Origin of the sequence: Elizabethkingia miricola (assembly GCF_001675285.1) — a bacterium.
GTDB classification, from domain to species: domain Bacteria; phylum Bacteroidota; class Bacteroidia; order Flavobacteriales; family Weeksellaceae; genus Elizabethkingia; species Elizabethkingia miricola.
In genome coordinates, this window is record NZ_LSGQ01000003.1 from 569,568 (window position 1) to 585,297 (window position 15,730).

At 36.8% G+C, this 15,730-nt stretch carries 14 protein-coding genes and 1 pseudogene; 3 read left to right on the top strand and 12 right to left on the bottom strand.

Features of this window, described 5'->3' with window-relative positions; genetic code table 11:
- Positions 1 to 177: 177 nt before the first annotated feature.
- From ATE49_RS05540 to ATE49_RS05570, 7 genes and pseudogenes are all read right to left on the bottom strand, one after another.
- Entirely contained in the window at positions 178 to 1,062 is an 885-nt protein-coding gene (locus ATE49_RS05540) for a hypothetical protein (protein WP_065081344.1), read from the bottom strand.
- A 5-nt stretch (positions 1,063 to 1,067) separates the two neighbouring features.
- The gene (locus ATE49_RS20515) at positions 1,068 to 2,348 is read right to left on the bottom strand and encodes a hypothetical protein (protein ID WP_260255586.1); all 1,281 of its coding nucleotides are present in this window, start codon (positions 2,346 to 2,348) and stop codon (positions 1,068 to 1,070) included.
- Positions 2,332 to 3,231 (bottom strand): annotated as a pseudogene (locus tag ATE49_RS20680) (hypothetical protein); the annotation flags it as partial. The pseudogene ATE49_RS20680 and the gene ATE49_RS20515, both read right to left, overlap by 17 nt.
- Positions 3,232 to 3,749: 518 nt before the next feature.
- Positions 3,750 to 5,051, bottom strand: a complete 1,302-nt coding sequence (locus ATE49_RS20525) for a hypothetical protein (RefSeq protein WP_260255588.1) — start codon at positions 5,049 to 5,051, stop codon at positions 3,750 to 3,752.
- Positions 5,052 to 5,437: 386 nt separating this feature from the next.
- Complete coding sequence (locus ATE49_RS05560; protein WP_065081345.1) at positions 5,438 to 6,478, bottom strand: patatin-like phospholipase family protein; 1,041 nt, start codon at positions 6,476 to 6,478, stop codon at positions 5,438 to 5,440.
- A 206-nt stretch (positions 6,479 to 6,684) separates the two neighbouring features.
- Positions 6,685 to 7,185: a M15 family metallopeptidase gene (locus tag ATE49_RS05565; protein WP_065081346.1), complete on the bottom strand. Its 501-nt coding sequence runs from the start codon at positions 7,183 to 7,185 to the stop codon at positions 6,685 to 6,687.
- A gap of 328 nt (positions 7,186 to 7,513) precedes the next feature.
- Complete coding sequence (locus ATE49_RS05570; protein WP_065081347.1) at positions 7,514 to 8,221, bottom strand: hypothetical protein; 708 nt, start codon at positions 8,219 to 8,221, stop codon at positions 7,514 to 7,516.
- Positions 8,222 to 8,399: 178 nt separating this feature from the next.
- Between ATE49_RS05570 and ATE49_RS05575 the strand changes: the two genes are divergently transcribed.
- Genes ATE49_RS05575 through ATE49_RS05580 form a run of 3 tightly spaced genes read left to right on the top strand, consistent with a single transcriptional unit; the run spans position 8,400 to position 11,950 of the window.
- Positions 8,400 to 9,527, top strand: a complete 1,128-nt coding sequence (locus tag ATE49_RS05575) for a PepSY-associated TM helix domain-containing protein (RefSeq protein ID WP_065081348.1) — start codon at positions 8,400 to 8,402, stop codon at positions 9,525 to 9,527.
- A gap of 4 nt (positions 9,528 to 9,531) precedes the next feature.
- Positions 9,532 to 9,702, top strand: coding sequence for a hypothetical protein (locus ATE49_RS20320; protein ID WP_035588004.1), 171 nt, complete (start codon positions 9,532 to 9,534; stop codon positions 9,700 to 9,702).
- A gap of 31 nt (positions 9,703 to 9,733) precedes the next feature.
- Positions 9,734 to 11,950, top strand: a complete 2,217-nt coding sequence (locus ATE49_RS05580) for a TonB-dependent siderophore receptor (protein WP_065081349.1) — start codon at positions 9,734 to 9,736, stop codon at positions 11,948 to 11,950.
- A gap of 74 nt (positions 11,951 to 12,024) precedes the next feature.
- Here ATE49_RS05580 and ATE49_RS05585 read toward each other — a convergent pair whose 3' ends face one another.
- From ATE49_RS05585 to ATE49_RS05605, 5 genes are all read right to left on the bottom strand, one after another.
- Positions 12,025 to 13,245: a spondin domain-containing protein gene (locus tag ATE49_RS05585; RefSeq protein WP_065081350.1), complete on the bottom strand. Its 1,221-nt coding sequence runs from the start codon at positions 13,243 to 13,245 to the stop codon at positions 12,025 to 12,027.
- Positions 13,246 to 13,268: 23 nt separating this feature from the next.
- The gene (msrB, locus tag ATE49_RS05590) at positions 13,269 to 14,345 is read right to left on the bottom strand and encodes a peptide-methionine (R)-S-oxide reductase MsrB (RefSeq protein ID WP_065081351.1); all 1,077 of its coding nucleotides are present in this window, start codon (positions 14,343 to 14,345) and stop codon (positions 13,269 to 13,271) included.
- Complete coding sequence (locus ATE49_RS05595) at positions 14,342 to 14,797, bottom strand: DUF417 family protein (protein WP_065081352.1); 456 nt, start codon at positions 14,795 to 14,797, stop codon at positions 14,342 to 14,344. Before ATE49_RS05595 ends, msrB begins: the two co-directional genes overlap by 4 nt.
- 79 nt (positions 14,798 to 14,876) lie before the next feature.
- On the bottom strand, positions 14,877 to 15,158 hold the full coding sequence (locus ATE49_RS05600; RefSeq protein ID WP_065081353.1) for a hypothetical protein: 282 nt from the start codon (positions 15,156 to 15,158) through the stop codon (positions 14,877 to 14,879).
- Positions 15,155 to 15,709, bottom strand: coding sequence for a sigma-70 family RNA polymerase sigma factor (locus ATE49_RS05605; protein ID WP_065081354.1), 555 nt, complete (start codon positions 15,707 to 15,709; stop codon positions 15,155 to 15,157). The genes ATE49_RS05600 and ATE49_RS05605 overlap by 4 nt, the downstream gene beginning before the upstream one ends.
- Positions 15,710 to 15,730 lie beyond the last annotated feature (21 nt).

The window sequence follows — 15,730 nt, forward strand, 5'->3', positions numbered from 1 at the left end:
GTTTTAAAAAATTTTAAAGAATCAAAAATATTGGGATGAGAAGCCCCGGCATACCGAACTTTCGGTATGCTAAAAAGCTTGCTGAAAATTGAAGGACCTTATAGAGAGGGAACCCGAAGTGTTTTTTATCGGATTCGTTTCAGGTGTCTATGTGGCTGTTAAGATTCTCAGAAAACTTTATTTCTTAATCACTTTGATGTCATTTCGTAAATCCTGAATTTCCTGTTGCTGCTGACGCAGTAATTCTGATTGCTCTTTATTCAGCTTGTTTTGCTCAATAGAATAAAGCGTGAGTTCTTCAATTTTCTGTAAAAGTAATTTCTGATTTTCTCCAAGTGATATACCATTTTCCGTTACCTCTTTGGTATTGGGAATATTAGGTAAATGTCCTTTTTCATGGATATGTTGCTCTACCTCATCCAGCGTTGGAAGTTGATATTCTTTCTCGAATACAAAATCTGCCCATCCGACCATATCTACTTTTACTTCTTTGGCATGCACCGTTCCATTTACATCCAGTTTGTTTTTAGGATCTGTTACCCCGATTCCTACATTATCATTGTAATAAACACTATGCCTGTTATTACCATTCAAATGATTGGTATAAATGTTACTAAGGACTGCTGTACTAATATTAGTACCTTCTGCTGAATGTTGAGTGAGTCTGATATTATAAGGGTTGGCATTAGGTGAGGTATGATAAATCGTTAATTTGTATTGATTGATTGCAGGATCCCATACGATGTCACCAATATAAATATTGTCTAATATTGGGCCGGCAGCTTCTAGAATTCTGGATGTCGGGGGATACCATATAAAATTAGAGGGACTGACTCCGATTTGGAATATTTTTTTGATAATACCAACACTATTTTGGTAGATATATGTGCCTGTAATATCAACTTCGATCCATCCATTGATAAAGCTATTTCCGAATAATATATCGACGGCTTGATTGGGTTGTTCATGTGGAAATCCCACACTGAAATCTTTTTGCTGGAATGTTTGTGCATTCAATGAAACGGCAAAAAGTAAAAAAGGAATATATATGCTATTTTTCATGATTATTAATTTTTTTTGTTATTATTTTCGAGATTTTGGAGGCGTTGTTCCAGTGTTTTATTAATCTGGATTTGTTGACGTAGTAATTCTGATTGCTCTTTATTCAGCTTGTTTTGCTCAATAGAATAAAGAGTGAGTTCCTCGATTTTCTGTAAAAGTAATTTCTGATTTACTCCAAGTGATATACTATTTTCCGTTACCTCTTTGGTATTAGGGATGTTAGGCAAATGCCCTTTTTCATGGATATGTTGTTCTACCTCATCCAGTGTTGGAAGCTGATATTCTTTATCGAATACAAAGTCAGCCCATCCGGCCATATCTACTTTTACTTCCTTGGCATGCACCGTTCCATTTACATCCAGTTTATTTTGTGGATTGGTTGTGCCAATGCCGACATTACCATTGCCATCTATTCGTAATTTCTCTATACCATTAGTTCCCATCGTAATGTTCATATACCTGTCAGGAACGTTTGCTGAGTATCCTGATAAATCTATAAAAGACTGAGTAGAAGTATTGGTTCCTCCTCCGGCACTTAAACGTAAAAAGCCATCATCGGAAAATTGCCCGTCTTTGCTGATACCTCTAATCTCTCCTTCATTAATTCCCGAAGACAGCATTGGTCTGGCACTTGTATTAGAGAGTTGAGATTGTAGAGATACATTACCTTTGATTGATAGTTTTGCAGGTGGAGTAGAGGTTCCAATACCAATATTATTATTAATACTATATACATCATCCAGATTTATTTTGGGTGTATTAGCATTAATTTCCCAATTGGAAACATATACTCCTGGAGGAATATTAAAGTTAGGTTCAGTGATAGGAACAGCGGAAAGGTTTATTTGACTCCCCACAGTTGCCGTATAAGTGCCATCATTTTTTTGTACAATTCCATCGGTATTATAGGTAGTACCTCCTCTTAAGTAAACAATAATTCCCAAACTTTTCCATTCACACATGATTTTTCCAATATAACTGTATACTCCACCTGTATTATCACTATTTTTCATTCCATAAGTGTAGTTTTCCAGTTTAATCATGGTATTGCCGGATCCCCAACCATAACCGATTCCGTTGATAGTTGCAATTCCGTAAGCAAGCCAATTCCTGTCAGCATGTACTTCCGGGCGGGAAATAGAGAATGGTTTATTGTTGAAACTGAATAATACCGGAACATACTGATCCTGAGTTCCTGCTGAGGTAAATGACTGAACAGTTTGTGCTTTTAATAAGCTGATAAATGCTACTGAAGTCAGTAGTAAAAGGTTAATAAGATTTTTCATGATTTTGAATTTTTTGTAGTGTTTCTTTTAATTGTATATTTTCCTGCTTAAGGTTTGTAACCTCTTTGTTGAGTTGAATCTGATAAAGAGTGAGTTCTTCAATTTTCTGTAAAAGTTTAATCTGAAAATCTCCGATGTTAACCCCATCTTTTTGCATTTCAGCAGCAGAAGCTATTTCGGGTAAATGTTTTTTCTCTTTAATGTGTTTTTCTACACTTTCCAGATTGGGAAGTTGATAGGAATCCTCAAAAACAAAATCAGCTGTTGGAGTAGTGGTCACCTTAATTTCCTTGGCTTCGAGTTTACCTTCTACTAGAGCATTTCCGTTATTATTTAATACTAATAATTTTTTTCTTTGACCTTCATTAGTATAATCGTAGAAATGAAAACCTCCGGTATTTCCTCTACCCCTATTAGCTATGAAATCAGTTTCCCCACCACCACCGGATAGGTTCCAACCAATGGCAAGTTTGCCCGTATTTTTAAGCATGTCCAAGCTATTAGGCAGGCTAATAATATCAAGATTTCCAACATCTCCGCCAACCATCATAGTCCCATTAATGTCTAATTTGGATTGAGGAGCTGGATTGCCAATTCCCACATTTCCATTATCATTTAATTGTAATGCTATATCACACGCTCCACCTTGACAGGCGTTTACAGCATCATATTTCATAAAACTAAGTCCTTTTGAAAAAGTATTCCCCTTCCATATAGCCCATTCTTTAATTTGTCCGGGTTGGTCATAAGAATCATCTATAAATCTTAATCCGGATGAAATATAACTTCCATTTCCACGGATTATAGGTGCATTTCCGTTGCCCCCGTTTTTAAGGTCTATATCTAGTTTGCTTACAGGATTATTTGTCCCAATCCCAATATTACCGTTGTATTTCCAATAAAGTGCATTATATTCATTTTCCCCCCGCTTAATGCCTAGAGATCCTCCTGCCCATCCATAAAGGAAAGGTCCATCCAACAAAGAATTATCATTGCTATCATTCTTTTTATACTTTAAACCATGTGAAATGTCACTTCCATTAAGCTGTATGGGCATTTCGGAAGAAATATTTATCCCTCCAATAACATCTAATTTCGCTTGAGGAGTTGTTGTACCTATCCCAACATTTCCATTTTCGATAATCGAAAATTTAGAATTTTCCCAATTACCTTTTGAAACCCGCCATTCTCCAGTACCAAGATTTCCAAAGTACCAGTTGTTAGTTCCATCCAAAAGTTGGGTTTGTATTCCCTGGGTAAAGCCTCCTTCCTGATAACTTCTTTGTAAATAAATCGTGGGTGACCAGCTTTTTATCTTTATTTCTGAAAACTCTTGCTGGGCAAAGAATAATGAGGGTAATAATAAACTTAGTATTTGTATTTTTTTCATAATATTAATTTTTATGGTTTGATGTTTTGTTTTTCTTCAAGCTTTTTAAGCCTTTCTTGCTGCTCTTTTATTAGTTTATTCTGCTCAATAGAATAAAGCGTCAGTTCTTCAATTTTCTGTAAAAGTAGTTTCTGACTTTCTCCAAGTGATAGACCATTTTCGGTGACTTCTTTGGTATTTGGGATATTAGGTAAATGTCCTTTTTCATGGATATGCTGCTCTACCTCATCCAGTGTTGGAAGTTGATATTCTTTATCGAATACAAAGTCAGCCCATCCAGCTATATCTATTTTTACCTCTTTAGCATGCACCGTTCCGTTTACATCCAGTTTGTTTTGTGGATTGGTTGTACCAATGCCAATATTGCCATCTGTAGAAATAGTCATTTTAGGTGTTTTATTTGTAACGAGGCTGTAAGGATGATTTGTAGACGTTCCGGCCATTCCACCTGCAGGGGAGCCATAAAAGCCATATTCATGAGACCAAACTCCGGTACTGATGGTAGAAGTGGAATTAATAAACTTTGAGGTTTTATTTCCTTTTATTTCTACAACTTTATTCCAGCTTTCTGAGTTTTCAGGATTAATGGTGCCAATACCAATATTACCATCTGCAGAAATAGTCATTTTGGGCGTTTTATTTGTGATTAAGCTAAATGGATGATTTGTATAGGTTCCTGCTAGACCTCCAATTGGAGAACCGTGATAACCGACTTCATGAGACCATACGCCTGTAGTAATATTTGAAGAAGATGCAATTATTTTTGAATGTACATTTCCTTTTACTTCTAGAACTTTATCCCAGCTTTCTGAGTTTTCAGGATTTAGGGTACCGATTCCAACATTGCCATTTTCTTTAATAATCATACTAGGGCTATTAAATACAATTTCTGTTGTAGTAGGAGCTGGCGGTTTAGTGTGGAAAATAATACTTCCCTGATTCTCTTGGTTATTTCCGGGTATAACAATTCCTGCTCCTGCTAATGTTGGGTGAGTTAGGGATGTTTGTAAATTACTATTTGAAAAAGGATTATAATTTAAGTGTAAATTTGATCCTAATAAAACGGTTCCGTGATTATCACTTCCTAAACTTACCGCATTTTTAGGTGATTTAGCTCCTGAATGTCCTATACTGACATTACCAATTTTAAGAAAACCATTTGTGATATCTAGTTTTTCCTCGGGTGTAGTAGTTCCAATCCCAATATTACCGGTTTCTGGATTTGTACTTGTCTGAATTTGCCCCTGAGGAGCTGCCAGCTGGGCAAAATAAAAACCAGGAATTGTGAATAGTAGTATACTGAGTTTTTTCATAATATTTTATTTTTAAGGTTAGTAATGAATTGATTTTTTATAATTGCCTGTTAAAGCGGTTTTGTGATGTTCATAGATATCAGGTCTTAATGAGAAGAGGAGTGGATTATTGGTTGTCAGTTATCAGTTATAAGTTATCAACCATCAACCATCAACCATCAACCATCAACCATCAACCATCAACCATTATCCGATAACCATTAGGACAAAGATCTCGGCTCGTGGCGACAGAACTTGACGCATTAAAAAAAAGTTTCTTGCTTTTTTTGTTTTTTGGAAATTGTCTGATTTATCAATACATAGGGCTAAGGTTAGCCAGTTATCGGGAGGTAAGGTTTTAGAATTTCACTAACATATATTCACCGATAACCGACAACCATTCACCATTAACCCGCTTTATTCCGGATGAGTTTCTGTACAATCTGATTCAGCATTTCCTTGTTTTCGTCGATATAAGCCAGACCTGCCTGAATAAGATTTTCAATGTTTTCTTCTCTTACATTATCCATAGATGGAGAAGCATTTTTCAGAGAAGGATTGATCCGGTAATAATTTTTCTGATTGCGGCTTCCCAGTGTTTGGAACATTTGTGAAAGCTGATAATCTACAGTTTCCGCGTTGGCAGAGAGCAGGATGTCGATTAAAGGACCTATCCATGCCAGCTTGCCCGCATTTTCCATTTTTTTGTAAGGATAAGATTTAGCTTCAGATCCTGTTCCGATGGAAATAATCATCATATCATTTACTGTAGGATAATCGGGTTTCTGATCGGTTTTAAATATCTGCCCGAATGGCATTTTCCGGGCTTCGGCATATGCACATAAAGCTGGATTGTTAGCATAAACGCCACCATCAATAAGACTGAAATTCTGTCCATATTGTGACTGAATTCTTGCCGGACTAAAATAAGTAGGTGCTGCAGATGTGGCACGGCAAATATCTTTCACCAGAAAATTATCTGTGCTGATGCCGGCATCGGCGGAGTTAAAAAGTTTAGCTCTTCTGTTTTCGATGTCATAACTTGTAATCAGGCAAGGCTTTATCAGTTCTTTTAATTCCAGTTTTCCGAAGAAGTCATTGAGATTTTTTTCCAGGGCTTCCTGTGAGATTTTTTCATTGAAAAGCCCGAAAGGGTTTATAAGCCGTTTAAAAAAAGAAACCTGAAAGATGTCTTCTCCTTTTTCCGAATACAGTTCCAAGCCTTTTTGTATGGAATATCGTGCATTCCGCTTTTCATCCGGATAAAGCATAATCGAAGTGATTAGACCGCCGGTACTGCTGCCGGCAACCAAATCGAAATAGTCACCCAGTTTATTCTGAGAGTTGTCTTGCTTTTGAAGCTGTTCCTCAATATATCTGAGGATAATACAAGAGATAATTCCCCTTATGCCTCCCCCGTCAAGGGAGAGGATACAAATCTTTTTCATAATGTTTTGTTTTGATGTTTGTTCTAAAAATCAGTGAATGAAACCTTATATAGTTTCATGAGTTTGAATGCAATGTCAGTAAAGTGCCTACAGAAGATAAGCACAATGGAAAAGTCAACGACGATGCATTAAGTCTTTATCTTAGGATAAAGTTTCGATCTTGGGAGTAGGTGAGAGTGGAATTTGTGCCTTTATCATTAGATGCCTTAAATAAGAATATAGCCTGATTTATCCTTGGGCATTTTTGAAAGTACTTTCCAGTCAGTGGAGATTGTACCGTATCTGGTTTGGAGACTTTTCTTTTCAAAATGTGGATAATCTTTAAAAATTTTCCAGTTGCCACCCCATTCCCAGCCATAGCGATTAAATATCTTTACACATTCCTGCCAATCAGCTATACGGTCACCATCCCAGTCTTTTGCAATATCCCAGCTTGCTGTTTTACCGTCAATAATCAGGCAAATATCCACAGCCAGACCATAGTTATGGATACTTTGTCCTGGTCTTGCATTCGTTACTTTTAGTCCCGGTGTAGTTCTGCCTTGTGCATATAATTTTGCCTGTTCAGCATGAGTTCTTAGTCCCTGTGTGATTCTTATTTTTGCCCTTCCTGTTAGTGCTTTATCGCAATCTTTGATAATCTGCATTACTTCTTCCCTTATCACGGGATGAAGCTTTCCAATGTGTGTTTGTGTAATCTTGTCCATACTATTATTTATTAGTGATGGAGCAAATGTAATTGGGGGTGGCGTCAAAACTTGACGCATTATATTTTATCTTCAATTTTTTATAAAAAACCCCGCTGAATAATTATTCAGCGGGGTTTTAATTTGGAACAAGACTAGGTATGGTTTCTGCTAGGTGTGTAGAGGAATAATAATTTAATAATCATACCTATTCTGAGATAGTATTTATCTGGATTAGAACATATTCTAATTTTAATAGAATTAATTCTAATATTTCATGGGTTTTGATTTGAAATTTGCTTTGGTAAATATTTTTCAGAATTTTAGCTTGACAAAGTTGATTATTGTATTACTTAACAGGCTTTCCGTCCTCTCCAAGAAGTTCTATTTTGGCCTCATTATTTTTATCAACATATATTTTTATCCTTGGTTTTCCTTTCTGATCTTTTATGAACAAACCAACATCTTTATTGAAATTTTTGCCGATAAAAAGGCGGTCTTCCATTAGGAGGCTATCCGTTTTCATTTTCTTTACAGCTTGCTGTTGCTCTTCCTTATTCTTTAGTTTGTCCAGTTCTTTAAATCTTCTCATTCTTTCATTGAAAGTCTTTTCTTTTGGATAATCCCAGATCTGTAATCCATATTTCCGATCGTAATTTTGGGTGTTTTCCATATACTGCAGCTGCATAATCTGATCATCCCTGAATTTATCCACAGAAAGAACCAATCCGGCATCTTTTTCATTTCCGTCATAGACCAAACCTCCACATTCATCACCGGAAGAATTAAAGAAAATTATACCCGAAGACCGCTCTCTGTCCGGTAGTTTTTCACCATTCATAATTCCCGGATGCTGTCTGTGTTCGTTGCTAATCACCATTCGTAAATCCCCTTTTTCGCCCACAACATTTATCTTTTTTACAGTGAGTTCGTCGAAACTTTCCTTTTTCTCTTTATCTCTGAAGCCTGACAGGATAAAAATGATAAATGCCAGTGAACTTATTATTACATACGTGGTTAGAAAATTGAGCTTTCTTTTTAAAGATTTTTCGGTCATAATATTATGATTTTAAATTTTATAATAGGACGTAACCATTGATGAAATGTTACAATAATCAGATAATATCACAATTAAGTGAAAAGTATTTTGTGGTTTATTTAAATAAAAAACATGATTTTAAACATATATATTAATTTAGAATAATTTAAAATAATAAATTTGCAAAAAAATCTTGATGAAGCTTAAAACGGCAAAGCGCTGGTTCAAATGGCACAAATGGACCAGTTTAATTTGCACATTATTCCTCCTGTTACTTTGTATAACAGGCCTACCTCTTATATTCCATGAAGAGATCGATGAATATATATCAGAGCATAAAGATGCTGTTATTCCACCCGGAACTCAGAAGATAAATCTGGATAAACTGGCAAAAATTGCTGAAGCTAAATATCCCGGAGAACATGCACGTTATGCATTTTGGGATCAGAATAATCATCCAAATCAGGTATTATTCGACGTAGTAAAAAGTCCGGATTCACCACCTGAACAAAGTAAGTTTTTGATCCTGAATGAATATACCGGCGAAGTTTTAGGACAGCCTAAAGACGAAGGTGTTATGAGTGTGATTCGACATCTTCATGTGGATCTTTTTGCAGGAATTCCCGGCAAATTGTTTCTGGGGCTCATGGGAATGTTGTTTGTGATTTCCATTATATCGGGTATTGTCCTGTACGGACCTATTATGAAGAATTTTGATTTTGGAATGGTGCGTAAGGATAAATCCAAGAGGCTGAAATGGCTGGATACTCATAACCTGCTGGGAATTGTTGTAATGGCCTGGATGCTGGTCGTAGGAATAACCGGAGTAATTAATGCGATGTCCGATGTAATTGTAGGGCTTTGGCAGCAAGGGCAGTTAGCAGAAATGACAGCCCCTTATAAAAATGAGAAACCTTATACAGGCACGCTAAGCTCATTGCAGGCGGCTGTAAAGAGTGCAGAAAAAACGGTTCCGGATATGAAGGTCAGTATTGTCGCTTATCCAGGTACTCTGTTTACCAGCAAACACCACTATGCCGTATTTATGAAAGGCAACACGGAAGTAACTTCCAGATTACTGATGCCGGTACTGATTGATGCAAAATCAGGTGACGTCACAGATTCGCGTGTAATGCCCTGGTATGTGAATACATTATTTCTTTCTCAGCCATTACATTTTGGTAATTATGGGGGGATGACATTGAAAATAATCTGGGGTGTTTTCGATTTTCTGACCATTGTTGTACTGATTACAGGTGTTTACTTGTGGATTGCCCGCAGAAAATCCGAGAAAAAGCATTGGAAAAATCTTTCTAAAAACTAAAATCATGAATAAGAAAATATTCAGACTCTGGGGAATGCCTGTTTTATTGGCTGTGCTTTCTCTTTACGGGCTTATATCAGCTCTTATCGGGAAAGGAATTTGGGATATACTCGCTTGTGCCGCCCTGATCATTCCTGTCCTTATTATCATGAAACATTACTATAAAAAATCTTAAGAAATAACTATTATAAAAATCTGAGCTTATTATGAAAAAAGTGTTGTTGAATGCAGTTCTGTTATCTGGTGTTCTTGCCTATGCACAAGAAAGGGATACTGTAAATGCAAAGAAAATTGATGAGGTAATTATCAATTCCTATATCAAAAAAGACAGTGATTACGCAAATAAAATGCCGTTAAAGACTATTGAAAATCCACAGGTTTACTCCTCTATAGATAAAGCTGTTTTGGAAAATCAATTAATTTATACAGCGGATGAAGCATTGAGAAATGTAACCGGAATACAAAAAATGTGGAGTGCAACTAACAGAGCCGGAGATGGCGGGATTTTTATAAACCTACGGGGATTTGTAGCAGGAAACTCCATGAGAAATGGTTTGGTCGCACCTGTTACTACGTCTATGGATGCCATAAATTTGGAAAAAATAGAAGTTTTGAAAGGACCTTCAGCTACTTTGTTTGGTAGTAATGCAACTTCTTATGGAGGGGTAATAAACCGAGTTACGAAGAAACCATTTGAAACATTTGCAGGGTCAGTTTCTTTAACCGGGGGAAGTTATAATTATTACAGAGTACAAACAGATGTAAATGCTCCCATTACAAAAGATAAAAAATTATTATTCCGTGTAAATACAGCTTATACCAATCAAGGATCTTTCCAAAGGCCGGATGCTAAGAATTCATTTTATGCATTTACTCCTTCACTAAGCTATAAACCTACAGATGATTTGGAAATTAATTTGGAATATGAAATGTATGAAACAAATGCATATCCTGAAACTGGTTTCTTTTTCTATTTTCCATCGTCTGTGTTAGGAGCTGACAGAATGGATCAAATTAGTAAATATGGATATGATTACAAACAGTCATATATAGGAAAAGGACTTACAACAACAGGAAAAGCAAGAAACCTTTTTGGGCAGGTTAATTATAAATTGAATGAATATATAAAATCATCTACCAATGTAAGTACATCTTATTCTTATTCTGATGGCTTTAATCCTTATTTTTATATGGCACCAAAGTCGGCAGTTTCTCAGAATCCGGCAGATACACAAATAGGTGTTGTAAGAGCCGATCAATCTACTGTGGATAGTAAGAAAAAGTATTTTCAGATCCAACAGAATTTTAATTTTGATTTTCATGTGGCTGGTATGCGAAACAGAACAGTAGCCGGTTTTGATTATATGAGAATAAACGACGATCAGCATTTTATTTTCACCAATTTCGATTGGGTTCCGTTTAGTGGAGCTGACTATTCTAATATGAATGCACAGACACTTCGGGAAAAATATCAGTATTATCAGAATCTTCCAGGTTATGATTTTAATGCAAATAATACATATCCAAGTCTGGGAAAACAAAATATTTATAGTGGCTATATTTCTAATGTTCTTACTCTTGTGAGAGGATTAAACATCCTTGCAGCTTTACGTTATGAAAGTAATGTTTATAAAGGTGGGCAACAAGGACAAAAACAAGCCGATGCTTACACTCAGTCAGCCTGGTCTCCTAAATTCGGAGTAACATATCAGATTGTTCCGGAAAAATTATCAGTATTTGGGAACTATCAAAATAGTTTTAAAAGCAATGGATACTATATTCAGAATAAAGCTGGAGATATTGCACTTTCCGATCCTGAAAGAGCAAATCAGTTTGAGGGAGGATTTAAAGCAAATTTACTGAATGGGAAAATTTCTGCAACATTGAGTTATTATGATATTAAAGTGAAAAATACATTAATAGCTACAAATGAAATGACTTCAAGTGGGCAGGCTGTGCAAAGCCAGGCGGGAAAACTAACAAGCCGTGGATTTGAAGCGGAGATTAATGCATACTTGGTTAAAGGCTTTTCATTAATTGCCGGGCTTAGTTATAACGATTCTCGTTTTGATACACAACTAGGTAAAGACGTCTTAGGGAACAGACCTGCTACAGCATCATCCCCTTGGCTGGCCAACTTCAATGCAAGTTATCAGTTTGTAGATGGTCGGTTTAAAGGCTTAGGATTTGGAATTGGTGGAAATTATGCAAGTGATAATAAAATCGTAAACTCACAGTCTATGGGATATTTTATTCTTCCAAAATATTTTGTGTTGAATGCTAATGCTTTTTATGATACACGTAAATTCAGAATTGGAGTGAAAGTGGATAACTTTACGAATGAACACTATTGGCAAGGTTATACAACGGCAAATGCACAGCCTCTTATGAATATTATGGGGAGTTTAACTCTAAAATTCTAGATAGCAATTCATAATTATAAAAGTGAAAATCCGGCTGCTTTAAGTAGCCGGATTTTTTTATCTTTTAGTATATATTATTGATAAGTTACTTTCAGTACTGAAGAAACCTGTGGTACAGGATAATTGTTCCCTACTTTGGAAATATTTTTATCCTCGGGAGCAGGTGTTCCACCAAATAAAGCTTGTTTATTTCCCGCACCCGGATACTGATCGACTCCGGTTCCGTCATCAAACAATGCTGTTTTAGCTGTTAAATCACCTTTTGTATTTGCTGTAACTTCGCTTTCATTGGCATAAAACCAGTCGTTGGAATAGCCAAACATGGTAACATATGCAATCTTGTCACCGGGAGTTGTAGTGATATTAGCCGATACTTTTGCGCCAGGTGCTATAGGGGCATTGCCCAATACATAAACGCTGACTCCTGGTTTTGTTAATGCATCTTTTAATTTTGCAGCATCACCTTTCTGAGCAATATCTTTTAGTCCCATTCCCATATCTTTTGCTCCAACCTGGTATATAGGGTTTGTATCTCCTTTATAAACAACAACCAGTATAGGGGAGAGCCCTGTAATAATTCCGGTATTGTTTTTTGTTTTGGTGTTAAGAGAAGCATTGTTTCCACTTTCCGCAATAGCCGTAATTTCAGGATTCGATTTTTCTCCGGCCTTATAGAATGGCATTTCATTTAATAATTTTCCACCTAATATATTGGACACAGCCCATACACCGGGAGAAAAAGGCGTTTCATTCATAGTACCTCCGGAAGTATTGGTAATACTAAGTGTAAATTCAGAGGCTGCATCATTATAAATCAGACTTAGTTTCATCAGCTTGGAGGCATCAACATTCGGAACCATGGCAATAGGATTCGATTCAGGATTTCCGGTAGTGTTATCCTTGCTGCCATTGTCCCAAAGCTTGATCTGTGCAGAAATATCCCCGGTTATAGGAGTTCCGTTATCGTTATACAGTTTTATTCCGGGGTTTTCAGGTGCAAAGAACCAGTCTTTAGAAGCACCATACATCGTTGCAAACATCAGTCGTTGGCCTTTTCCGGCATTGAATTTAAAGCTGATGCTTTGTCCCGGTAGTACAACAGGTAATTGTACTGTTGCACTTCCTGTTCCCTGAAAGGCTCCGCTCTGTACAAAGTCCTTGTTCTGTACCACATTTTCCACTGTGAATGTACCCTGTTGTGGCTGAGGTGTCATGTCGTTGGTGCTGTCGTTGCAGGATGATAATACTCCCGCTGTACCTGCCATTAGAATAGCAGAAAAAAATACTTTTTTCATAGCGTGTTGTTTTTTGTTTGTGCTTATTTTTTTATGGGTTTTATTAATGAAAGGTATTTTCCATACCCTTGTTTTTCCATTTCATTTTTCGGGATGAATTTTAATGATGCACTGTTGATACAATATCTCAGTCCGCCTTTATCCTGTGGACCGTCATTGAAGACATGGCCCAGGTGTGCATTTCCGGTTTTGCTTCTTACTTCGGTACGCTGCATTCCGTGGGAATTATCTGTTTTTTCCTGAACAAGAGCCTCGCTTATCGGGCGGGAGAAGCTTGGCCAGCCACAACCGGATTCATATTTATCAGTAGAAACAAATAAAGGTTCTCCGGTAGTAATGTCAACATATATTCCTTCCCGGAATTCATTATAATATTGGTTTTCAAAAGGCCTTTCTGTTGCATTTTGCTGGGTTACCTCATACTGCTGTGCAGTTAGTTTTTTACGAAGTGTTTTGTCATCCGGTTTTTGGTAAGTGTGAGGCGGATTGGCTTTTCTTGCCATTTCAAACAATCCGGGTTCTATATGGCAGTAGCCACCGGGATTTTTTCCAAGATAATCCTGATGATAATCTTCGGCTTTATAAAAATTTTTCAAAGGCTTTACTTCAACAACAACTGGTTTTTTGTAGGCTTTTGACAATTTATCCACCTCTGACCGGATTGTGGATAAGTCGTTTTTACCACTGTAATAGATACCGGTTCTGTAGCGTGTTCCCATATCATTTCCTTGTTGGTTCATGCTGGTAGGATCTATTGTTTTAAAGTATAATTCTATCAACAGATCCAGATTAATGATATCCGGATTGTAAATAACTTTAACAGTTTCGGCAAAACCTGTAGCATCAGAAGAAACGGTTTTGTAATCAGGATTTTTAACGTTCCCGTTTGCATAGCCTACTTCTGTAGCGGTTACACCTCTTACCTGTTTGAAGAAATGTTCGGTTCCCCAAAAGCAACCTCCGGCAAAATAGATTTCAGCAGAAGGCGCTCGCGGATCAACAATCATTGTTTTTTCGGTGGAAGGTTTGTTCTGTTTCCAGCTAATCAGAAATATAAGTCCTGTTATAAGGGTCAGGCAACCTATTGCTATTTTTTTCATTTTGTTATGTTTTTTGGGAATTGTAAAATCATAAGTCCGAATCCTAAAGAGACAAGATCTTTCAGGATAAAAAAGTCAGTTACCGGAATTCCGTCCACGATTCTCCAGGTCCCCGGAGTCGTAAACAGAAAACTGATGGTAGTGATAAAAGTGATGAGTATTCCAATGGAAGCACCAATTCTTAGAAAATGTACATAAGGCGCAAGTACTATGGCCAATGCGGTGAAAATTTCAACAATACCGATGAGGTTGGATACCCCCCGGATACTGAGCATATTATACAGCCATCCCATTAACGGATGATTTTCTACCAATGGCTTAATAGCTGCTGCTTCGGTAGGTGTAAATTTGAAAATCCCTATCCATAAAAGGACGATGGCGACTCCATAGAGCGAAATGTAATAACCAATTAAAAAATTACGGCTTGATAAAGATGGTTCTTTAGTAAACATATCAGTTTTGTTTTTGCTGTTTATATTCCTTTTGGAACTATAGTCGGCAGGTAAACAAAATCCTGACAGTAAAAAATAATTATTTTTTTATTTTTTTTAGAACTTCTTCTTTAAGTTGTTTATTATCAATGTTGTAAATTGATACTTCGGGCTCTTTTTTTCTGATCATATTCTGAAGTGCCTGATGCAGGAACTGTGCTTTTTTCTCATAGGCCATACACCACTTGCATAAAATCAGGTGGGCATTCAGCTGAGTCTTTTCAGAAAATGTCAATGGAGAATGCATCCTTTTTTCAATTAAAAAAGTAGCTTTACTGCAAGGCAGTATCAGAACATGTAATATTTTCTTTAAAGTGCTCATTTTCCTTTTCCGAACCAGTTAAATTGTAGACATTCCCGAAGCTGGAGTCGGCTGCGTTGTAATATTTTCCAATAATTAGTCGTGGAAATATTGGTTTCCTGACAAATTTCTGTTGATTTTTTTTCCTGAAGATAAGTGAGTTTCACCAGAGTGAGCCATCTGTCCGGCAATTCCTCGAGACATTTTTTCAGATAAGCATTGAAGGCTTCATTATCCAACAATGAAGCATCGTTGGTATCCCAGTTTTTAAGAATTCCGTCCGGATCTTTCCAGAATTCGTGGTTGTCAAAAAAATGATCCAGACTTACATGTGGATTTCCTTTGTACTTTTTCCTGTAAAGGTCAGTCACCTTATGCTGCAGAATTCCCATCAGCCATGTAATCGGCGAACTTTTTTCCTGAAAGTTATCCATTGCGGAATAAGCGGCCACATAAACTTCCTGCACGATATCTTCTGCATCTTCCCGGCTGGACAGTAGGTAAAAGGCACGGTCAAAAAGTTTTTGACCATACAAATCTATCCATTCTTCAAGTTGTTTTGTTGCGTGCATTGATATTACAGGGATCTAAAT